Consider the following 18260-nt stretch of genomic DNA (forward strand, 5'->3'; position numbering starts at 1 on the left):
CCGTGCAACTGGACCTGTGCCTGCCTCCGGACGACTGCGGCCGCGCCGTCGTCGAGGCACTGGTCGTGCGGGCACGCATGCGCCGCCGCGGCATCGGCGGCGTACTGCTGCGCGCCGCCGAGGCCGAGGCGCGCGCGCTGGGGCGGTCCGAGCTGCGCGTCGCGGCGCAGGCCGGGTCCGGCGCGGATGCCCTGATCCACGATCTCGGCTACGCCTGCGCGGGCGACGCGGACGGCCAGGTCGTCTACACGAAAACCTTGTTGATGACGGAGGCGGCATGATCCCGGGCGAATACTTCCTCGAGGCGGACGACATCGTCATCAACGCCGGCCGGCGCACGCTGACGCTCGTCGTCGCGAATGCCGGCGACCGGCCCGTGCAGGTCGGCTCGCACTATCACTTTTACGAAGCCAACGATGCGCTGCAATTCGATCGCGCCGCCGCGCGCGGCATGCGCCTGAACATCGCGGCCGGCACCGCCGTGCGCTTCGAGCCGGGCCAGCAACGCACCGTGGAGCTGGTCGACCTGGACGGCAGCCGCATCGTGCACGGTTTCCTGGGCCGCGTGTCCGGCCCGCTCGAAGGAGGACGCTGAATGGCCATCGTCACACGGCAGGCGTATGCCGACATGTACGGCCCGACGACGGGCGACCGCATCCGCCTGGCGGACACGGAACTCGTCATCGAGATCGAACGCGACTACGCGATCTATGGCGAAGAAGTGAAGTTCGGCGGCGGCAAGGTGATCCGCGACGGCATGGGCCAGTCGCAGCGGCCGCGCGCCGACGTGATGGACACCGTGATCACGAACGCCGTCATCGTCGATCACTGGGGCATCGTCAAGGCCGACATCGGCATCAAGGATGGCCTGATCGCCGGCATCGGCAAGGCGGGTAATCCGGACATCCAGCCGGGCGTGACGATGGCCATCGGCGGCGCGACCGAGATCATCGCGGGCGAAGGCATGATCGTCACGGCGGGCGGCATCGACACGCACATCCACTTCATCTGCCCGCAACAGATCGACGAGGCCCTCACGTCCGGCATCACGACGATGCTGGGCGGCGGCACCGGTCCCGCGGTCGGTACGGCCGCGACGACCTGCACGCCGGGCGCCTGGCACATCCACTCGATGCTGATGGCGGCCGACGCTTTTCCGATGAACCTCGGCTTCTTCGGCAAGGGTAACGTGAGCCAGGCGAGGCCATTGGTAGAGCAAGTGGAGGCGGGCGTCGTGGGCCTGAAACTGCACGAGGACTGGGGCAGCACGCCGGCCGCCATCGACAGCTGCCTGTCCGTCGCGGAGCGCATGGACATCCAGGTCGCGCTGCACTCCGACACGCTGAACGAGGCCGGCTTCCTGGAATCCACGCTGGCCGCGTTCAAGGGCCGCACGATCCACACCTTCCACACGGAAGGCGCGGGCGGCGGCCACGCGCCGGACATCATCGCCGCGGTCGGCCAGGACAACGTGCTGCCGTCGTCGACGAATCCCACGCGCCCGTACACGGTGAACACGCTGGACGAGCACCTCGACATGCTGATGGTCTGCCATCACCTCGACCCCGCCATCGCGGAAGACGTGGCGTTCGCGGAGTCGCGCATCCGCCGCGAGACCATCGCGGCCGAGGACATCCTGCACGACCTCGGCGCCATCTCGATGATGTCGTCCGACTCGCAGGCCATGGGCCGCGTCGGCGAGACCATCACGCGCACGTGGCAGACGGCGCACAAGATGAAGGTGCAGCGCGGCCCGCTCGAGGGCGACTCTGCGCGCAGCGACAACGCGCGCGTCAAGCGCTACGTGGCCAAGTACACGATCAATCCCGCGATCGCGCACGGCATCTCGCWCGCCGTCGGCTCGCTGGAGCCGGGCAAGATCGCCGACATCGTGCTGTGGCGGCCCGGCTTCTTCGGCGTCAAGCCGTCGATGGTGCTGAAGGGCGGGATGATCGCGACGAGCCTGATGGGCGACCCGAACGCGTCGATCCCGACGCCGCAGCCGGTGCACTACCGGCCCATGTTCGGCGCGTTCGGCGGGGGCCTGAAGAAATCGTTCACGTTCGTGTCGCAGGCGGCGTACGACGCGGGCATCGCCCGCCAGCTCGGGCTGGCCAAGACCGTCATCCCGGTGCGCAATACGCGCGGCCTGAGGAAGCGCGACATGATACACAACGGGGCGACGCCGCACATGGAGGTCGATGCGGAGACGTACGAGGTGCGCGCGGACGGTCGCCTGCTGGTGTGCGAGCCGGCCGCCGTGCTGCCGCTGGCGCAAAGGTACTTTTTGTTTTAACGGGCGGATTCGGTCCGCGTGGGCACAGGGGTGCCCACCCTACGCCTTTTAGCGGGGGGCGATCCGCGTGGACGTAGGGTGGGCACCCCGTGCCCATGCGGCGATGTTGCCGTCATCGCCGACCGTCAACCGATACGTAAAGGAGCGCATATGTTGTCACTGCATACCAAGGTCGCCCAGGCGGACGTCGTCCACGACACGCTGGTGCTGCCATACGACCAGCGCGAGCGTTGCCGCCAGCGGGCTCGGCTCGCGTCCGGCGAAGAGGTCGCGCTGTTCCTCGTGCGCGGCACGGTGCTGCGTGACGGCGAGCTGCTGACGGGCGAGGGCGGGCGCGTGGTGCGTGTCGTCGCGGCGCCCGAACCCACGTACCTCGTGCGCTGTGCGGACGCCACCATGCTCGCGCGCTGCGCGTTCCACCTCGGGAACCGCCACACGCAGGCGCAGGTGGGACCGGGCTGGCTGCGCATCCGCGTCGATCCGGTGCTGAAGGACATGGTGGAAGGCCTCGGCGCGCAGGTCATCGAAGAGCTGGCGAAGTTCGAGCCGGAACCGGGCGCGTATGCCGGCGGCCACGGCCACCACGATCACGGCCACGGCGGCGGCCTGCTGGCGCCCGTGCCCGTGCGCCAGAAGATCCACCGTCCGGCCGACATGGCCCCTGCGACGGCGCCGGCGGACGCATGAACGCCGCCAGCCTGCTGCACCTGCTGCAGTTCGCCAGTCCGGCATTGCCGATCGGCGGCTACAGCTATTCGCAGGGCCTGGAAGCGGCCATCGAGGAAGGTCGCGTGCACGACCCGATCACCGCGCACGCGTGGCTCGTGCGCTATCTCGACGAGGTGCTGGCCTGCTGGGACGCGCCGCTGTTGTGGCGCCTGCTGCGTGCGTTCGCGGCACGCGACGTGGCTGCAATCGACACCTGGAGCGCCTGCTTCCTGGCGTCGCGCGACACGGCCGAACTGCGCGCCGAAACCGTCCAGATGGGGTATTCGCTGACCCGGCTGATCGCGGACCTGGGCGTGGCCGACGTCGGCCTGCTGGGCGACGAGGTGTCGCTGCCGGCGGCATATGCGTGTGCCGTCGACGCCCTCGGCATCCCGCACGAGGAAGCGCTGCTGGCCATGCTGTTTTCCTGGGCCGAGAACCAGGTGCTCGTGTGCGTGAAATCCGTGCCGCTGGGGCAGGTGGCGGGCCAGCGCCTGCTGCTGTCGCTGCGGCTCGACATCGAACGCGCGGCCGTCACGGCGCGCACCCTGCCGGATGCCGACCTGTCGAACTGGTCGCCCGGCCTGTCCATGCTGTCGATGCGGCACGAGGTGCAGCATGGGCGCCTGTATCGTTCCTGAAAGAGGTAGAAATGACATCGAATCCCCTGCGCGTGGGCATCGGCGGGCCGGTCGGCTCCGGCAAGACCGCCCTGTGCGAAAAGCTGTGCCGCAGCATGCGCGAACACTACGACATGGCCGTGATCACGAACGACATCTACACGCGCGAAGACATGGAGATCCTGCTGCGCGCGAACGCGCTGCCGCCCGAGCGCCTGATGGGCGTCGAGACGGGCGGCTGCCCGCACACGGCGATCCGCGAGGACGCGTCGATCAACCTGGAAGCGATCGCCCGCCTGCAGGCCGACTTCCCGGCACTGGAACTGGTCCTCGTGGAATCCGGCGGCGACAACCTGGCCGCCACGTTCAGCCCCGAGCTCTCGGACCTGACCCTGTACGTGATCGACGTCGCCGGCGGCGAGAAGATCCCGCGCAAGGGCGGGCCCGGCATCACGCGCTCGGACCTCCTCATCATCAACAAGACGGACCTCGCACCGCACGTGGGCGCCAACCTGGACATCATGGCCAGCGACGCGCGCCGCCAGCGCGGCGAGCGTCCGTTCGTCTTCACGAACCTGCGCACGGGCGAAGGCGTGCAGGCCGTCGTCGACTTCATCCGCGAGCAGGGGCTGCTCGACCACTGAGCCCGGGAACACACCACAACGATCACGTCGAAAGGACATCACATGAACAGCAAGGGCAACACGAATGGGGCGGTGCCGGGCGACGGCATGGAAGGCGACGTACGCATATCCGGCTACGGCGCGCAGCGCAGCGCCCAGCATGCGGCGCGCGACGCCGGATTGCGCGCGGTCGCAGGCGGGTCGTCGAGCACCGGCTCCCGGCTGGCCGGTGTCGTCGCCGTGCTTGCGGGCCTGGCCGTGGCACTGCCTGCCGCCGCGCATCCGGGCCATCCGGACAGCGGTTTCACGGCCGGCCTGCTGCATCCGCTGACGGGGCTCGACCACCTGCTGGCGCTGCTGGCCGTCGGCCTGTGGAGCCGCGAGCAGCGCCATGGCGCCGTGCTGCCGCCCGCGTTCCTCGTCATGATGGCGCTGGGCGCCGCCTGCGCCGGCGCGGGCCTCGCGCTGCCGGCGCTGGAGACGTCGATCGCCGCCACCGTGCTGCTGCTGGGCGGACTCGTGGCATGCTCGCCGGGCCTGCAGCGGCGCCTGCCGCCTCAGGCAGCGGTCGTCGTGGTAGGTGGTTGCGCCTTCCTGCATGGGCTGGCGCATGGCGTGGAACTGGCGGGTGCCGCGAGCGGCGCGGGCTTTCTGCTGACGAGCGCCGCGTTGATGACGCTCGGCGCGCTGCCGGGCGCGCGCCTGCGCCGCGTGGCCGGCGCCGCGATCGGCGCGGTCGGCTTATGCCTGCTGACGGGTGTCGTCGGCGCTTGACGCCGGGTTGGCGCCGGGGGCCGGCTCGGCCAGGCGGATCGGCGCCGCCTTGTCTGGATACCGGGCACGCACGCCTTCATAGGCCTGGGCGATGGCGGCGATGTCGGCCGCTTCGTCGCCCGTCATCGTCAGCGTGCGCGTGACGTCGATGATCTTTTTGCCGTAATCGAGCGAGATGAGCAGCACCGGCACGTCGGCGGCGAGCGCGATGCGATAGAAGCCGCTCTTCCAGTGCGGCCGATAGCTGCGCGTGCCTTCCGGCGTGATTGCCAGCCAGAACCAGTCCGACGCGCGCATCGTCTGCGCCAGGCGCAGGATCGCACCCTGCGGCGCGCTGCGGTCGACGGCCACGCCGCCCCAGTAGCGCATGAGCGCACCCATCGGGCCGCGGAACAGCGAATCCTTGGCGAGCCAGCGGAAGTGCAGACCGACCGCCCACTTGGCCAGCAGGCCGACCGGGAAATCCCAGTTCGACGTGTGCGGATACACGACGGCGATGCCGTGCGGGCCGGGCAGGGGTTTGAAATGGAACTGCCAGCCGATCGCGTTCAGCAGCCGCAGCGCCGCGCGTTGGCGCCAGGTCGGCAGCGCCTCGGAGCGTACCAGGTAGTCGTCGTTCATGTTTCCTCCTTGCTGCGGACCGTGCCCGGCTGCACGCGGTCGTCTCCGGCAATCTCTATTGCGTCTCGGCAAGCAAACCGGACATTCTATAGCGCCGCCCGGAGGGGGACAAGCGAAAAAACTGGAAGCCTCGCGGCCCCGTCGGTATCATCCTTGCCTCTCAATCAAGGATTTTCAAGATGCACGTAACGATTTTTCACAATTCCCGCTGCGGCACGTCGCGTAACACCTTGGCCGCCCTGCGCGAAGCCGGCATCGAACCATATGTGGTCGACTATCTCGCGCAGCCGCCGTCGCGCGACGAACTGAAGGACTTGATCGCCCGCGCCGGGCTGAACGTGCGCGATGCCGTGCGCAGCAAGGAGGCGGTGTATGCGGAACTGGGCCTGGACGATCCGGCCACGACGGACGACGCGCTGCTGGACGCGATGGTGGCCCACCCGATCCTCATCAACCGCCCGTTCGTCGTCACGCCGAAGGGCGTGCGCCTGTGCCGGCCGGCCGAGCTGGTGCGCGAGATCCTGTAAGAACCTATCCCAGTAGGGTGGGCGGCCTCCGCCCACGCGGACGTTTGCAATCCGCATACGTCCGCGTGGGCACGGGGTGCCCACCAGTTCCGGGCGGCTCCGGGGCCAGTCAATGCTGGCAGGCGCCGATGTCCATGGCCTCCTTTGCGGGACGCGCCTTGCCCTGGAAGTCCGGCCCGGCGTCCGCGTCGTGCAAGCCCTTGCCGATCGCCGGAGAATCGTCCGCCGGGCAGAAATCCGGCGTGCCGTCGCGCGTGTAGGCAACGAAGCGGGGCGCGGCCGCCACGGTGCCGCTGTGTGTCATGCCCTTCGCCAGGTGCCAGTCGCCCTCCGTATTGTCGGACACGAGGTTGTTGCGGTAACTGTTGTGCGCCCCCGTCGCGCCCTGTTCGGAGATGCCGTAGCGGTTGTCGTACACGATGTTGTTGACGACCCGCGTGTGGTCGTTCGGCCCGTCCGTGTGATAAAAATCGCCGCCGCCGACCAGGATGCCCGTGTTCGATGCCGCCACCGTATTGTTGGCGACGACGACGTCGTGGGCATCGTGCCACAGGTGGATGCCCGCTTCCGCGACCCGGTAGACGATGTTGTCGCGGATCGCGGCGGGCGTGCTCACATAGATGCCCTGCACCCAGCGGCAGCCCGGAGGACCGATGTCGTGCACGCTGTTGCCGGACACCTCGGCATGCGCGCCATGGTAATACCCGTCCACGCCGATGCCGGAGCCGCCCGCGCTCGTGCACGGCACCGTGATGGCGACGTGGTGTAGGTGGTTGCCGACGATCCGGTCGTACGAGCCGCCGCTGTAGATGCCCGTGGTCCAGCGGATGCCGGCGCTCGCCTCCGGCCCGTCGAGGCCGGGACTGCCGTCGATGTCGAAGCCTTCGATGTCGACGTAGCTGGCGCGGTTGTCCCAGCCCATCGCGCTCCCCGACACGGGCGGTGGCACGATGTGCGCGCGCCAGCGTTCCGTTGCGCGGAACACGATGCGGGCGTTCGCCTTGCCGTCGACGGTCGTGCGGAAACCGCCGTGGTAGGTGCCGGGCAGCACGTTGACGATCGTGCCGGGCGTGACGAGCCGGGCAGCGCGCGCCAATGAGCGCAGCGGCGCCGCGCGCGTGCCCGGGTTGCTGTCCAGGCCGTCCGGTGCGACGTACAGCTCGTTCGGTACGACCTCGGGCGTGACCGTGATGGCGGGTGCTTCCTTCATCGTGCAGGCGGCAGGCAGGATGCAGGCGAGCGCATAGACCAATGCCCGCAGGGTAGCGCGTCCGTGGCGCGGCGGTACGTCGGACGGGGCAGGGCGTAGTGGTGTCATGGCGGGCAGGTGCGATCGCTAACGGCGCAAGTTTGCCGGACACGCCCGCCGGCGCGGCCGTCTGCCTCAATCGGGCGATTGATGCCGCTTAAGCCGGGTGCAGGCGACTACGCACGCGCCATRTCAGCGGCGCCGTGCAACCCGATGCGGGTCGATCATTCCGTCGGCATGGTGCGCACGTGCTGCCGATGTGGTAGTCCGCAAACACTCATCGAAAAAAGTTTGAAACAGCAAAATCAGTAAGTTTATTTTGCCTTAATCTTGACCCGGCAGCACGCAGCGTCCGTGGCACCGGCCGCCGCTGCCGCCTGGATCCTGTCCGCCCTGTCCCGTTGTCCGTACAGGAATCATGAACTCCTTTGAGACGGGTAGGTTTTCGATGCTCCATTCCTTCAATGTACACTCGGCAAATTTGCGTCGAAGTGCGAGCGCGCTGCTGATTGCCTTCGGTCTCTTGTGCGCGCTGTGTATCTTCTTCGTGTTCGAAGTCGCCGACCTGCGGCGGACGCTGCGTGAACTGCGGGACAACGATCTGGTGCGCATCGAAACAAGAAACATCCTGGTCGACCTGCTCGATGCCGAGACGGGGCAGCGGGGTTTCCTGCTGACCGGCGATCCGAATTTGCTCGAGCAGTACCAACGTGGGCGCAATCATGTCAGCGAACGCATCCGGCGGTCGCGGGAAGACGGCGCCATGGATGAGCATCTCAAGGGCGATGCCGCGCAGATCATGCTGCTGGCAGACTCCGGGCTCGAGGAACTTGCGCGAACGGTCGCGCTGAAAAGGCAGGGGCACGGCGCGGCCGCACTCGACGTGGTCAAGGGTGGCTATGGCAAAAGCCAGATGAGCAAGGCGCGTCTCCTCATCCAGGCCAACCTGGAGAATCTGCGGCGGGCGCGCGACCGGCTGCTGGACGATCTGAACAGGCGGATCGAGAGAAGCGCGGTCCTCCTCGTGCTCATTCTCGGCACCGCCGTTGCACTGACGCTTCATGCGTGGCGTTCGCTGTCCACCTCGGCCAGGATGAACAATGAACTGGCTGCGCATCTGGCGCAGGAGGCGTCCCACGATGTACTGACCGGCTTGCCGAATCGCCGGTTTTTCCACAGCTGGGCGCGGCAACTGGTCGGGAGAAGCCAGCGCGACCAATCCTGCTTTACGCTGTTGCTGATCGATCTGGACGGCTTCAAGAAGGTCAACGACACCCTCGGGCATGCGACGGGCGACGAGGTGTTGAAGGCGGCCACGGCGCGCTTCCGGACGACGCTGCGTGCCGGCGAACTTCTCGCCCGTCTCGGCGGAGACGAGTTCGCATTGCTGGTGGAGGGAAACGTCTCGCGGATCGATCTGATCGGGCTCGCGGAGCGCCTGATCTCATCGCTCAGGACCCGCCTCCATGCCGACCTGCCGGACGACGCCGTGGGCGCCAGTATCGGCGTCGCGTGCTTTCCGCACAATGGCTCCGATATCGACATGCTGGTCGAAGCCGCCGACGAGGCACTCTACCAGTCGAAAGAGGGCGGGCGCGGCATGGTGTCGTTCGCGCCGACGGGTCGCTGCCGGGTTTGATCGCAGGCCGGCGCCGGGCCGGGTCATCCGCGCTGCATGGACGGTGGCACCGGCGCCGGCACGAGGCCAGCACGATCGCCGCACTTCAGTTACATTGTGCAGCTACGCACCCTGTCTCAAGACCAGGTCGCGCCGCCCGGTCTTGAAAATGCGGGTATATACACTTACATTGGCGTTCCGTATCCACAGGAGATTGTGATGAGCCGTAAGACCCCCATCGAGCGTTACCGCAACATCGGCATCAGTGCCCACATCGATGCCGGCAAGACCACGACCACGGAGCGCATCCTGTTCTACACCGGCGTGAACCACAAGATCGGCGAGGTGCACAACGGCGCGGCGACGATGGACTGGATGGAGCAGGAACAGGAACGCGGCATCACGATCACCTCGGCCGCGACGACGGCCTTCTGGAAGGGCATGGGCGGTAATTTCGCCGAGCACCGCATCAACATCATCGACACGCCGGGCCACGTCGACTTCACGATCGAAGTCGAGCGCTCGATGCGCGTGCTCGACGGCGCCGTCATGGTCTACGATTCCGTCGGCGGCGTGCAGCCGCAGTCGGAGACCGTATGGCGCCAGGCGAACAAGTACAAGGTGCCGCGCATCGCCTTCGTCAACAAGATGGACCGCGTGGGCGCGGACTTCTTCCGCGTCCAGCAGCAGATCCACGACCGCCTGAAGGGCAATGCCGTGCCGATCCAGATCCCGCTCGGCGCGGAAGAGCATTTCGAGGGCGTGGTCGACCTCGTCAAGATGCGCGCCATCCGCTGGGACGACGCGAGCCAGGGCGTGCGCTTCACCTACGAGGACATCCCGGCCGACCTGCTGCCGCTGGCGCAGAAGTGGCGCGAGCACATGGTCGAGGCGGCGGCCGAGGCCACGCCCGAGCTGACGGAAAAATACCTGAACGGCGAAGCGCTGACGGAGGACGAGATCAAGGCCGCACTGCGCCGGCGCACCATCGCGGGCGAGATCGTCCCGATGCTGGCCGGCTCCGCCTTCAAGAACAAGGGCGTGCAGGCGATGCTGGACGCCGTCGTCGAATACCTGCCGTCGCCCGCCGACATCCCGGCGATCGCGGGCCACGACGAGGACGATCGCCCGCTGGAGCGGCATCCGTCGGACGACGAGCCGTTCTCCGCGCTCGCCTTCAAGATCATGACCGACCCGTTCGTCGGCCAGTTGACGTTCTTCCGCGTGTACTCGGGCGTCGTGAATTCGGGCGATACCGTGTACAACCCGACCAAGGGCCAGAAGGAACGGCTGGGCCGCATCCTGCAGATGCACGCCAATGAGCGCAAGGAGATCAAGGAGGTGTTCGCGGGCGACATCGCCGCCGCCGTCGGGCTGAAGGCCGTGACGACGGGCGATACGCTGTCCGATCCGGACAAGGTGATCGTGCTGGAAAAGATGGCGTTTCCGGAACCCGTGATCTCACAGGCCGTCGAGCCGAAGACCAAGGCCGACCAGGAAAAGATGGGCATCGCGCTGTCGCGTCTCGCGCAGGAAGACCCGTCGTTCCGCGTGCGCACGGACGAGGAGTCGGGCCAGACGATCATGTCCGGCATGGGGGAACTGCACCTCGAGATCCTGGTCGACCGCATGAAGCGCGAATTCGGCGTGGAGGCGACCGTCGGCAAGCCGCAGGTGGCATACCGCGAGACGATCCAGAAGGCCGTCGAGAACATCGAGGGCAAGTTCGTCAAGCAGTCGGGCGGCAAGGGCCAGTACGGCCACGTCGTGCTGAAGCTGGAGCCGCTCGAGCCGGGCAAGGGCTATGAATTCGTCGACGCCATCAAGGGCGGCGTCGTGCCGCGCGAGTACATTCCCGCGGTCGACAAGGGCATCCAGGAGACCCTGCAAGCGGGCGTGCTGGCCGGCTATCCCGTCGTGGACGTGCGCGCCACCCTGACGTTCGGCTCGTACCACGACGTGGACTCGAACGAGAACGCGTTCCGCGTGGCAGCGTCGATGGCGTTCAAGGACGGCATGCGCAAGGCCGCGCCGGAACTGCTGGAGCCGATGATGCAGGTCGAGGTCGAGACGCCGGAGGAATTCACGGGCAACGTGATGGGCGATCTGTCGACGCGGCGCGGCGTGGTGCAGGGCATGGACGAGATTCCCGGTGGCGGCGGGAAGGTGATCGACGCCGTCGTGCCGCTGTCCGAGATGTTCGGCTACTCGACCACCTTGCGTTCGCTGACGCAGGGCCGGGCCACGTACACGATGGAGTTCAAGCATTACTCGGCCGTGCCCAGGCACATCCTCGACGAGATCGCGACGGCGCGGACGGCGAAACACTGAGCGGGTGAGATGGTCGGCAGGGCCGTGTGCATGTGGTTCCCTGCTGTAGGGTGGGCACCACGTGCCCACGCGAATGCCAACATGCCGCAAACGTCACGCGTGGGCACATTTCATTGGATTGATGCCCCCGGCATCAATCCCCCCCGGCCCCAAATGCCCACCCTACGTGGAGAAACTGATGAAGTTGCTTTCACTTCCTTCCGGCGGCACGATCCCGATCCTCGGCCAGGGCACCTGGAACATGGGCGAGGACCCGTCCGCGCGCACGGCCGAGGTGGCCGCGCTGCGCCTCGGCATGGACCTCGGCATGACCCTGATCGACACGGCCGAGATGTATGGGGAGGGCGGCGCCGAGAAGGTCGTCGGCGAGGCGATCGCCGGCCGCCGCGACGACGTCTGCCTGGTCAGCAAGGTCTATCCGCACAATGCCTCGCGCGCGGGCGTGCGCGCCGCGTGCGAGCGCAGCCTGCGCCGCCTGGGCACCGACCACCTCGACCTCTACCTGCTGCACTGGCGCGGCGGCGTGCCGCTCGCGGAGACGCTGGAGGCGTTCGAGCGCCTGCGCGATGAGGGCAAGATCCGCGACTACGGCGTGTCCAATTTCGACACTGACGACATGGAGGAAGCCGCCGCGCTCCCGGCCGGCGCTGGCATCGCGACGAACCAGGTGTTGTACAACCTCGTCAAGCGCGGCATCGAGTGGGAGCTGCTGCCGTGGTGCCGCGCGCGCGGCATCCCCGTGATGGCGTATTCGCCGCTCGAATCGACGCGGGCCGAACAGCGGGCCCTGCTGACGCGGCCGCAGCTGGGCGAGGTCGCGCGCCGCCACGGCGTCACGCCGGCCCAGGTGGCGCTGGCGTGGCTGCTGCGCCAGGACGGCGTCGTGACGATCCCGAAGGCCGTGCAACCGGACCACGTGCGCGCCAACCGCGCCGCGCTGGACCTCGCGCCGCTGCTGACGATCGAGGACATGGCGCTGCTGGATGCGGGCTTTGCGCCGCCGGAGCGGCGCGGTCCGCTGGCGATGCGCTGACCCAGTGCGCAGTCAATGCGCCGTCATGGCCTGCCGGATCACGACGCAGCGCTGGTCTTCCTGCAGCGCATCGAGCAGGGCGCGGCGGGTACCGGCGGACAGGTCCTTGTCGGCGTCGGCGGCGGCCTGCAGGCGCTGCACGCTGGACGGCGTGCAGCCGGCCGGGATCAGTGCGGGACCGTAGGTGCGCATGAACACGGGACCCGCGGCCTTGTCGAGCTGCGCCAGGCGGGCCAGGCGAGAAGCGGCCGTCTGCTCGCCCAGCGCGTGCTGCTCGGCCGGGTACAGGTGCTCCATGGTCGCGCGTACCTTCGAGAACGGCAGCTTCGTCTGCAGGTCGTGCACGGTGCCCAGCCACTCGGTCTTGACGGCCGGGTCCGGGCGGCTCACGACGGCCGTCAGGGCGGCGGCCTGGCCCGAGTCCGACTTGTCGCGCGCCTGTTCGGCGTCGACGAGCGCGGCGGCGCCGGGGTAGCCGTAGCGGTTCAGGCGGCCGATGATGGCCCAGCGCAGGTCCTGGTTGATCGCGAGGCCGTCCACCGTCTGCTTGCCGTCGAGGACGGCCGCGAGGCGGTCCAGGGCGTCGCGCGAGCCGGCCACGGCGATGTAGGTGCCGAACCAGCGGCGCTGGAAGTTGTCGTCGCCCTTGTTCGCGAGGGTCGCCGTCCAGGCCATGTCTTCCAGCTGGCGCTTGACGGCCTGGGCGTACGCGGCCTGCGGATCCATCAGGTCGAGGTAGCGCCTGGAGGCGACGACCTTGCCCAGCACGTCGCCCAGCAGCGTGTAGTCTTTTTCCTGGGGTGCGTTATTCAGCGCCGTGGCGAGGAAGTCGTTCAGCGGCAGCTTGCCGTCGCGGACGCCGTCCCACAGGCTCTGCCACAGCATGGCACGCAGCAGCGGGTCGTCGACGGCCGCCAGGTGGCTGCGCGCACTGTCGAACGAGCGCGGGTCGAGCTGGACTTTCACGAAACCCCAGTCGCCGTAGTTCGGGTAGACGAGGTCGGGGCAGGCGGCGCCGTTCATGCCGGGCACGGCCGTCTTTGCGCCCTTGTAGGTGACGGCGACATTGCGTTCGAGCTTGTATTGCATGCCATCCAGCCGATATGCGGCCACCTGCACGCGTTGTTCGCGCAGGGTGGGGAAGCCCTTGCCCGCGGCGCTCTGGTCGAGCGTGAAGCCGGCGATCCTGCCGTCCTTGCAGGCATAGGTCGCGGCGATCGTGTTGACGCCCGGCTGGTACAGCCATTCTTTCGTCCAGCCCGTGAGGTCGCGCCCGGCTGCCTGGCCGAGGCTGCCGATGAAGTCGTCGAGCTTCGCGTTGCGATACTGGTATTTGACGAGGTAGTCGTGCACACCCTTGCGGAATACGTCGGCACCCAGCAGGTGGCGCAGTTGCATCAGCGTGGAGGCACCCTTTGAATACGTGATCGCATCGATGTTGTCGAAGGCGTTCTGCGTCGACGGTACGGGCACTTCGATCGGGTGCGTCGTCGGTTTCTGGTCCTGCTCGTAGGCGTGCTGCTTGCCCTCGGAATAGAAGGCGCGCCATGCATCCTTGAATTCCGTCGCTTCGGCCGTGGCCAGCGTGCCCATGAACGATGCGAAGCTCTCGTTCAGCCACAGGCCGTTCCACCACTGCATCGTGACGAGGTCGCCGAACCACTGGTGCGCCATTTCGTGCATGATGACGCTGGCCAGGCGGGCGCGCTGTTCGGCCGTCATGTCGGCCTTGTACATGAAGCCGCGCTCCGCGAACGTGATGGCGGCCGCGTTTTCCATCGCACCGTACAGGAAGTCGGGCACGAGCACCTGGTCGTATTTCTCGAACTGGTAGGGGATGCCGAAGTAATCGTCGAAGAATGCGAGGCCGGCCTTCGTGTACTTGAACCATTCCGCCGGCTTGATCTGGGATGCCACGGACTGGCGCGCGAACAGGCGCATCGGGTACTTGCCGCTCGTGTCTTCCCACATCTTGTAGGGGCCGGCGTGCATCGAGAAATTGTACGGGCTCAGTTTCTTGGTACGGGCGAACGTCCAGCGGCGCAGGTCGCCGGCCGGGGCGACGTTCGTCTCGCGCGTCGTCGAGATCACCTGCCAGTCGGCCGGGACGCTCACGGTCACCTGGTAAGTGGCCTTCAGGTCGGGCTGGTCGAACACGGCGAACATCTGGTGCGCGGCGGCCGGTTCGAAGTGCGAATACGTGTAGACGCGGTCGTCGACGGGGTCGACCATGCGGTGCAGGCCCTCGCCGTTCGTGCTGTGCGGACGTTCGTAGGCGACGACGACCGTGTTGCGTCCGCGGGCGAGGTCGTGCGGCGCGAGCGTGACGAACCAGCCGTTGTACTGCGGCGCGACGGTCTTGCCGTTGACGGTCAGCGAGCGGATCGTGGCCTTGTCGAGGTCGACGGTCAGCGGACTGGCCGTGTCCTTCAGGTCGAAGGTGAGCGTCGTCTTGCCGCTGAACGTTTCCTTGCCGGTGAGGGTGAAATCGAGGGCATAGTCGACGTTGGACACGCGCGCCGCGCGGGCGGCGGCGTCGGCCTGCGACAGGAAGGCGTTGTCGGCACGTGCCGCGGTGGCGGCGTGGACGGAAGGGATGGAGGCAAACGCCAGCGCGGTGGCGGCGGCGAGCGGCATCAGGCGGGGTAGGCAGGTCTTCACGGGACTCCTTGCGACGATGAACAAAGGCGATGGCTTGTGGCTACGCCCAGTAGGAATCTCGCAAGAATAGCATGTCAGCAAGGCCAGTCGTACCTGCGATGCCCGCTGGCGAAGTTTTTTTTTACCGCGATATGTACATGAGGGAGAATATGCCGGGCAGGCGACGCCTGCCCGGCAGTGCGTCAGCCGTTGGCCTGCAGGGCCGGATAGTCGGTATAGCCTTCGGCGGTCGTACCGTAGAACTTGTCGGGACGCGGTGCGTTCAGCGGTGCGTCGCGCTTGAGGCGTTCCGGCAGGTCCGGGTTGGCGATGAACCATTGGCCAAAAGCGACGGCATCCGCTTCGCCGCTCGTGATCAGCTGTTCGGCGCTGTCCTTCGTCATCTTTTCGTTGGCGATATAAACGCCACCAAAGATGCGCTTCAGCTCCGGACCGAGGCGGTCCGCGCCGATCGCTTCGCGGGCGCAGATGAAGGCGATGCCGCGCTTGCCCAGTTCGCGTGCGACATGGCCGAAGGTGTCCAGCGGCGTGGAATCGCCCATGTCGTGGGCGTCACGGCGCGGCGCGAGGTGCATGCCGACGCGGTCGGCGCCCCAGACGGCGATGCAGGCATCCGTCACTTCCAGCATCAGGCGTGCGCGGTTCTCGACCGAGCCGCCGTATGCATCCGTGCGCTGGTTGGTGCTGTCTTGCAGGAACTGGTCGAGCAGATAGCCATTGGCACCATGGATCTCGACGCCGTCGAAACCGGCCTTCTGCGCGTTCTCCGCGCCCTTGCGGTAGGCTGCGACGATGCCGGGGATTTCCTCGAGGGCCAGCGCGCGCGGCGTGACGTACGGCTTCACCGGACGCACGAGGCTGACGTGGCCTTGCGGCTGGATGGCCGACGGTGCGACGGGCAGCTCGCCGTCCAGGAAGATCGGGTCGGAAATGCGGCCCACGTGCCACAGCTGCAGGAAGATGCGGCCGCCGGCATTGTGCACGGCGTCGGTGACTTGCTTCCAGCCTGCGACCTGTTCGTCGGACCAGATGCCCGGGGTGTCGGCATAGCCCACGCCCATCGGGGTCACCGAGGTCGCTTCCGACAGGATCAGACCGGCCGACGCACGTTGTACGTAGTATTCGGCCATCAGGGCGTTCGGCACGCGGCCTGCGCCCACGGCGCGCGAGCGGGTCAGCGGCGCCATGATGATGCGGTTCGGCAGCTCGAGGCCGCCGACCTTGATCGGGTCAAACAAAGTCGTCATTGGTACTCCTGTTGTCGTTGATCCGCCGCGATCATGCGGCGGAAGAGGGCATCTTAAAGCCGCGTCGAAATTCCTGCAGAGGACGCGCGGATTCCGCAGGGCGGACACGGCCCACAGACAGCGGTGCTATGCTGGCCGGTTTGCCTCAAGCTGCTCACGGCGGCCTGGCGACCGGTCAGGGGGGCGAGGTCCGCCCAGCGCGCGTAAATGCGATCGAGCTCGCCGCTCGCCTTCAGCCTGTCGAGGGCGGTGCCCAGCAGCGGCGCGAGCGCGGGATCGGCCTTGTGGCCGACCCGGAAATACATCGGCTCGTCGCCCAGGATGACGGGCAGCATGCGCACCCGGTCCTCCAGGCCCTCCTTGCGGATCAGGTAGCGCAGGGCGATCACGTACGCGAAGCGGCCGTGGCCGGCGAGGATCTTGCGCACGTTGACGCGGTTGTCGTCCGTGGCATCGTCGACCCGGACGCCGGCCTCGCGCAGCCGCTCCGTAAACACCGACGCGCGCTGCGTCGTGACGAGGTCGCCGAGCCGGGCCAGGTCGGCCGTCGACGCGATCGCGACAGGATCGTCCTTGCGTACCGCCAGGTAATGACGCACGAAGAAGATCGGTTTGCCGACGGGTTGCCCGATGGCGAACGGTGGCGGCGCGTGTCGTTCCCACAACGCCGGCCTTCGCGCGCACGTTTGACCTGCATCGTCGTCGCATCGCGCCCGCGCGCCAAGATACGCCTGCCAGCCCGGTGGCGGGCGCCGACAGGGAGGATGGGATGATGGTCTTCATCGCGATGGTGGCACGAAAGGCGTGCCATGCATGAATCCAGGGGGACCGGAACCGTCCGGGACGCTGCCCCGGCGGGCGCGGACGGCGGCCACTACCTGTCCATCGTCGTCCCGCTGCGCGACGAGGAAGACAACGTGCTGCCGCTGGCCACCCAGGTCCAGGCCGCGCTGGCCGGCGCGCCGTGGCCGTGGCAACTGATCCTCGTCGACGACGGCAGCCGCGACGCCACCCGCGTACGCATCCGCGAAGCCGTCGCCGCCAGTCCGCACCACCTGAGCGGCGTGATCCTGCGGCGCGGCTTCGGACAGACGGCGGCCATGCAGGCGGGCATCGACGTGGCGCGGGGCTCCGTCATCGCCACGCTGGACGGCGACCTGCAAAACAATCCGCACGACATCGTGCGCATGGTGCGCCGGCTGCTCGACGAAGACCTCGATCTCGTGGTCGGCTGGCGCCGCGTGCGCCGCGACGGCTGGCTGCGCCGCCTGCCGTCGCGGCTCGGCAACCGCGTGATCGGGCTGCTGACGGGCGTGCCGCTGCACGACTATGGCTGCACCCTCAAGGTCTACCGCGCCGCCGTGCTGCGCCGGGTGCGCCTGTACGGCGAGATGCACCGCTTCATCCCGAGCTGGATGGCCACGGTGACGTCGCCGGAGCGCATCCGGGAAGAAGAGGTCAGCCACTTCCCGCGACTGCATGGCCGCTCGAAATATGGCGTATCCGGGCTGGCGCGGTCTGTGCGGGTCCTGCTGGACCTGCTGACGATGGCATTCTTCGTCCGCTTCCGGGCCAGCCCCGGCCATTTCTTCGGCCGCATCGGGCTGGCCTGCGGCGGTGCCGGGCTGCTCGCGCTCGCCTGGCTCACGTGGCTGAAGCTGGGAGACGGGGCCTCGATCGCGGGCCGGCCGCTGCTGCTGCTCGGCATCCTGCTCGCCGTCATCGGCGCGCAATTCGTCTGCACGGGCATCCTGGCCGAGATGCTCGCGCGCACGTGGTTCGAGGCGGGCGGCACGCCGGCTTACCTCGTGCGCGAGACGGTTGGGCATGTCGCGGGCAACATGCGCGTAGGCGACGTGCGCGCGGATAGGGCGGGGGCGGCCGCGTCGTCGCGCCGGCGTCCGCGCGCACCGCGGGAGGGGACATGAGCGCGGCGCGCGGTGGGTCCGGCG

Annotated in this window: 17 protein-coding genes; 12 read left to right on the forward strand and 5 right to left on the reverse strand. The window is 67.9% G+C overall.

Annotation, left to right across the window (positions count from 1 at the left end):
• From AC1DYX_RS15055 to AC1DYX_RS15085, 7 genes are all read left to right on the forward strand, one after another.
• The coding region (locus AC1DYX_RS15055; RefSeq protein WP_477260113.1) for a GNAT family N-acetyltransferase at positions 1–281 on the forward strand (281 nt) is incomplete at its 5' end.
• Positions 278–595 (forward strand): urease subunit beta, encoded by a 318-nt coding sequence (locus AC1DYX_RS15060; RefSeq protein WP_477260115.1) that lies wholly within the window; start codon positions 278–280, stop codon positions 593–595. The genes AC1DYX_RS15055 and AC1DYX_RS15060, both read left to right, overlap by 4 nt.
• Positions 596–2296 (forward strand): urease subunit alpha, encoded by a 1701-nt coding sequence (gene ureC / locus AC1DYX_RS15065; RefSeq protein ID WP_477260117.1) that lies wholly within the window; start codon positions 596–598, stop codon positions 2294–2296.
• A gap of 150 nt (positions 2297–2446) precedes the next feature.
• Positions 2447–2983 (forward strand): urease accessory protein UreE, encoded by a 537-nt coding sequence (gene ureE / locus AC1DYX_RS15070; protein WP_477260119.1) that lies wholly within the window; start codon positions 2447–2449, stop codon positions 2981–2983.
• Positions 2980–3645 (forward strand): urease accessory protein UreF, encoded by a 666-nt coding sequence (locus AC1DYX_RS15075; RefSeq protein WP_477260121.1) that lies wholly within the window; start codon positions 2980–2982, stop codon positions 3643–3645. The genes ureE and AC1DYX_RS15075 overlap by 4 nt, the downstream gene beginning before the upstream one ends.
• Before the next feature lie 11 nt (positions 3646–3656).
• Entirely contained in the window at positions 3657–4268 is a 612-nt protein-coding gene (gene ureG, locus AC1DYX_RS15080) for an urease accessory protein UreG (RefSeq protein ID WP_477260123.1), read from the forward strand.
• 42 nt (positions 4269–4310) lie between these two features.
• Positions 4311–5021, forward strand: a complete 711-nt coding sequence (locus AC1DYX_RS15085) for a HupE/UreJ family protein (RefSeq protein ID WP_477260125.1) — start codon at positions 4311–4313, stop codon at positions 5019–5021.
• Here the strand turns inward: AC1DYX_RS15085 and AC1DYX_RS15090 are convergent.
• Complete coding sequence (locus tag AC1DYX_RS15090) at positions 4989–5642, reverse strand: 1-acyl-sn-glycerol-3-phosphate acyltransferase (protein ID WP_477260127.1); 654 nt, start codon at positions 5640–5642, stop codon at positions 4989–4991. The genes AC1DYX_RS15085 and AC1DYX_RS15090 overlap by 33 nt on opposite strands.
• Before the next feature lie 179 nt (positions 5643–5821).
• Here AC1DYX_RS15090 and arsC point away from each other — a divergent pair, with 179 nt between their 5' ends.
• Positions 5822–6169, forward strand: coding sequence for an arsenate reductase (glutaredoxin) (gene arsC / locus AC1DYX_RS15095; RefSeq protein ID WP_477260129.1), 348 nt, complete (start codon positions 5822–5824; stop codon positions 6167–6169).
• A 109-nt stretch (positions 6170–6278) separates the two neighbouring features.
• On the opposite strand, the gene AC1DYX_RS15100 is transcribed toward arsC, so the two are convergent.
• A complete protein-coding gene (locus AC1DYX_RS15100; RefSeq protein ID WP_477260131.1) occupies positions 6279–7487 on the reverse strand; it encodes a DUF1565 domain-containing protein in 1209 nt (402 codons plus the stop codon).
• Positions 7488–7836: 349 nt separating this feature from the next.
• Between AC1DYX_RS15100 and AC1DYX_RS15105 the strand changes: the two genes are divergently transcribed.
• The 3 genes from AC1DYX_RS15105 to AC1DYX_RS15115 all read left to right on the forward strand — a co-directional run bounded on the left by AC1DYX_RS15105 (position 7837) and on the right by AC1DYX_RS15115 (position 12400).
• On the forward strand, positions 7837–9057 hold the full coding sequence (locus AC1DYX_RS15105) for a diguanylate cyclase domain-containing protein (RefSeq protein WP_477260133.1): 1221 nt from the start codon (positions 7837–7839) through the stop codon (positions 9055–9057).
• Positions 9058–9255: 198 nt separating this feature from the next.
• Complete coding sequence (fusA, locus tag AC1DYX_RS15110; protein ID WP_477260135.1) at positions 9256–11367, forward strand: elongation factor G; 2112 nt, start codon at positions 9256–9258, stop codon at positions 11365–11367.
• Positions 11368–11545: 178 nt separating this feature from the next.
• The gene (locus AC1DYX_RS15115; RefSeq protein ID WP_477260137.1) at positions 11546–12400 is read left to right on the forward strand and encodes an aldo/keto reductase; all 855 of its coding nucleotides are present in this window, start codon (positions 11546–11548) and stop codon (positions 12398–12400) included.
• A gap of 12 nt (positions 12401–12412) precedes the next feature.
• Here AC1DYX_RS15115 and pepN read toward each other — a convergent pair whose 3' ends face one another.
• The 3 genes from pepN to AC1DYX_RS15130 form a co-directional block, all read right to left on the reverse strand.
• Positions 12413–15061 (reverse strand): aminopeptidase N, encoded by a 2649-nt coding sequence (pepN, locus tag AC1DYX_RS15120; RefSeq protein WP_477260139.1) that lies wholly within the window; start codon positions 15059–15061, stop codon positions 12413–12415.
• Positions 15062–15243: 182 nt separating this feature from the next.
• Complete coding sequence (locus AC1DYX_RS15125) at positions 15244–16308, reverse strand: alkene reductase (protein ID WP_477260141.1); 1065 nt, start codon at positions 16306–16308, stop codon at positions 15244–15246.
• Positions 16309–16361: 53 nt separating this feature from the next.
• Complete coding sequence (locus AC1DYX_RS15130; RefSeq protein ID WP_477260144.1) at positions 16362–16973, reverse strand: substrate-binding periplasmic protein; 612 nt, start codon at positions 16971–16973, stop codon at positions 16362–16364.
• Between the two features lie 144 nt (positions 16974–17117).
• Between AC1DYX_RS15130 and AC1DYX_RS15135 the strand changes: the two genes are divergently transcribed.
• Positions 17118–18236: a glycosyltransferase family 2 protein gene (locus tag AC1DYX_RS15135; RefSeq protein WP_477260146.1), complete on the forward strand. Its 1119-nt coding sequence runs from the start codon at positions 17118–17120 to the stop codon at positions 18234–18236.
• Positions 18237–18260 lie beyond the last annotated feature (24 nt).

The organism is Massilia sp. P2_C2, from assembly GCF_056404615.1.

Coding starts and splice junctions, on each gene's coding strand:
- AC1DYX_RS15060 (WP_477260115.1), top strand. CDS start 278: ATGATCCCGGGCGAATACTTCCTCGAGGCGGACGACATCGTCATCAAC.
- ureE (WP_477260119.1), top strand. CDS start 2,447: ATGTTGTCACTGCATACCAAGGTCGCCCAGGCGGACGTCGTCCACGAC.
- AC1DYX_RS15075 (WP_477260121.1), top strand. CDS start 2,980: ATGAACGCCGCCAGCCTGCTGCACCTGCTGCAGTTCGCCAGTCCGGCA.
- ureG (WP_477260123.1), top strand. CDS start 3,657: ATGACATCGAATCCCCTGCGCGTGGGCATCGGCGGGCCGGTCGGCTCC.
- AC1DYX_RS15085 (WP_477260125.1), top strand. CDS start 4,311: ATGAACAGCAAGGGCAACACGAATGGGGCGGTGCCGGGCGACGGCATG.
- AC1DYX_RS15090 (WP_477260127.1), bottom strand. CDS start 5,642: ATGAACGACGACTACCTGGTACGCTCCGAGGCGCTGCCGACCTGGCGC.
- arsC (WP_477260129.1), top strand. CDS start 5,822: ATGCACGTAACGATTTTTCACAATTCCCGCTGCGGCACGTCGCGTAAC.
- AC1DYX_RS15100 (WP_477260131.1), bottom strand. CDS start 7,487: ATGACACCACTACGCCCTGCCCCGTCCGACGTACCGCCGCGCCACGGA.
- AC1DYX_RS15105 (WP_477260133.1), top strand. CDS start 7,837: ATGAACTCCTTTGAGACGGGTAGGTTTTCGATGCTCCATTCCTTCAAT.
- fusA (WP_477260135.1), top strand. CDS start 9,256: ATGAGCCGTAAGACCCCCATCGAGCGTTACCGCAACATCGGCATCAGT.
- AC1DYX_RS15115 (WP_477260137.1), top strand. CDS start 11,546: ATGAAGTTGCTTTCACTTCCTTCCGGCGGCACGATCCCGATCCTCGGC.
- AC1DYX_RS15125 (WP_477260141.1), bottom strand. CDS start 16,308: ATGACGACTTTGTTTGACCCGATCAAGGTCGGCGGCCTCGAGCTGCCG.
- AC1DYX_RS15135 (WP_477260146.1), top strand. CDS start 17,118: ATGCATGAATCCAGGGGGACCGGAACCGTCCGGGACGCTGCCCCGGCG.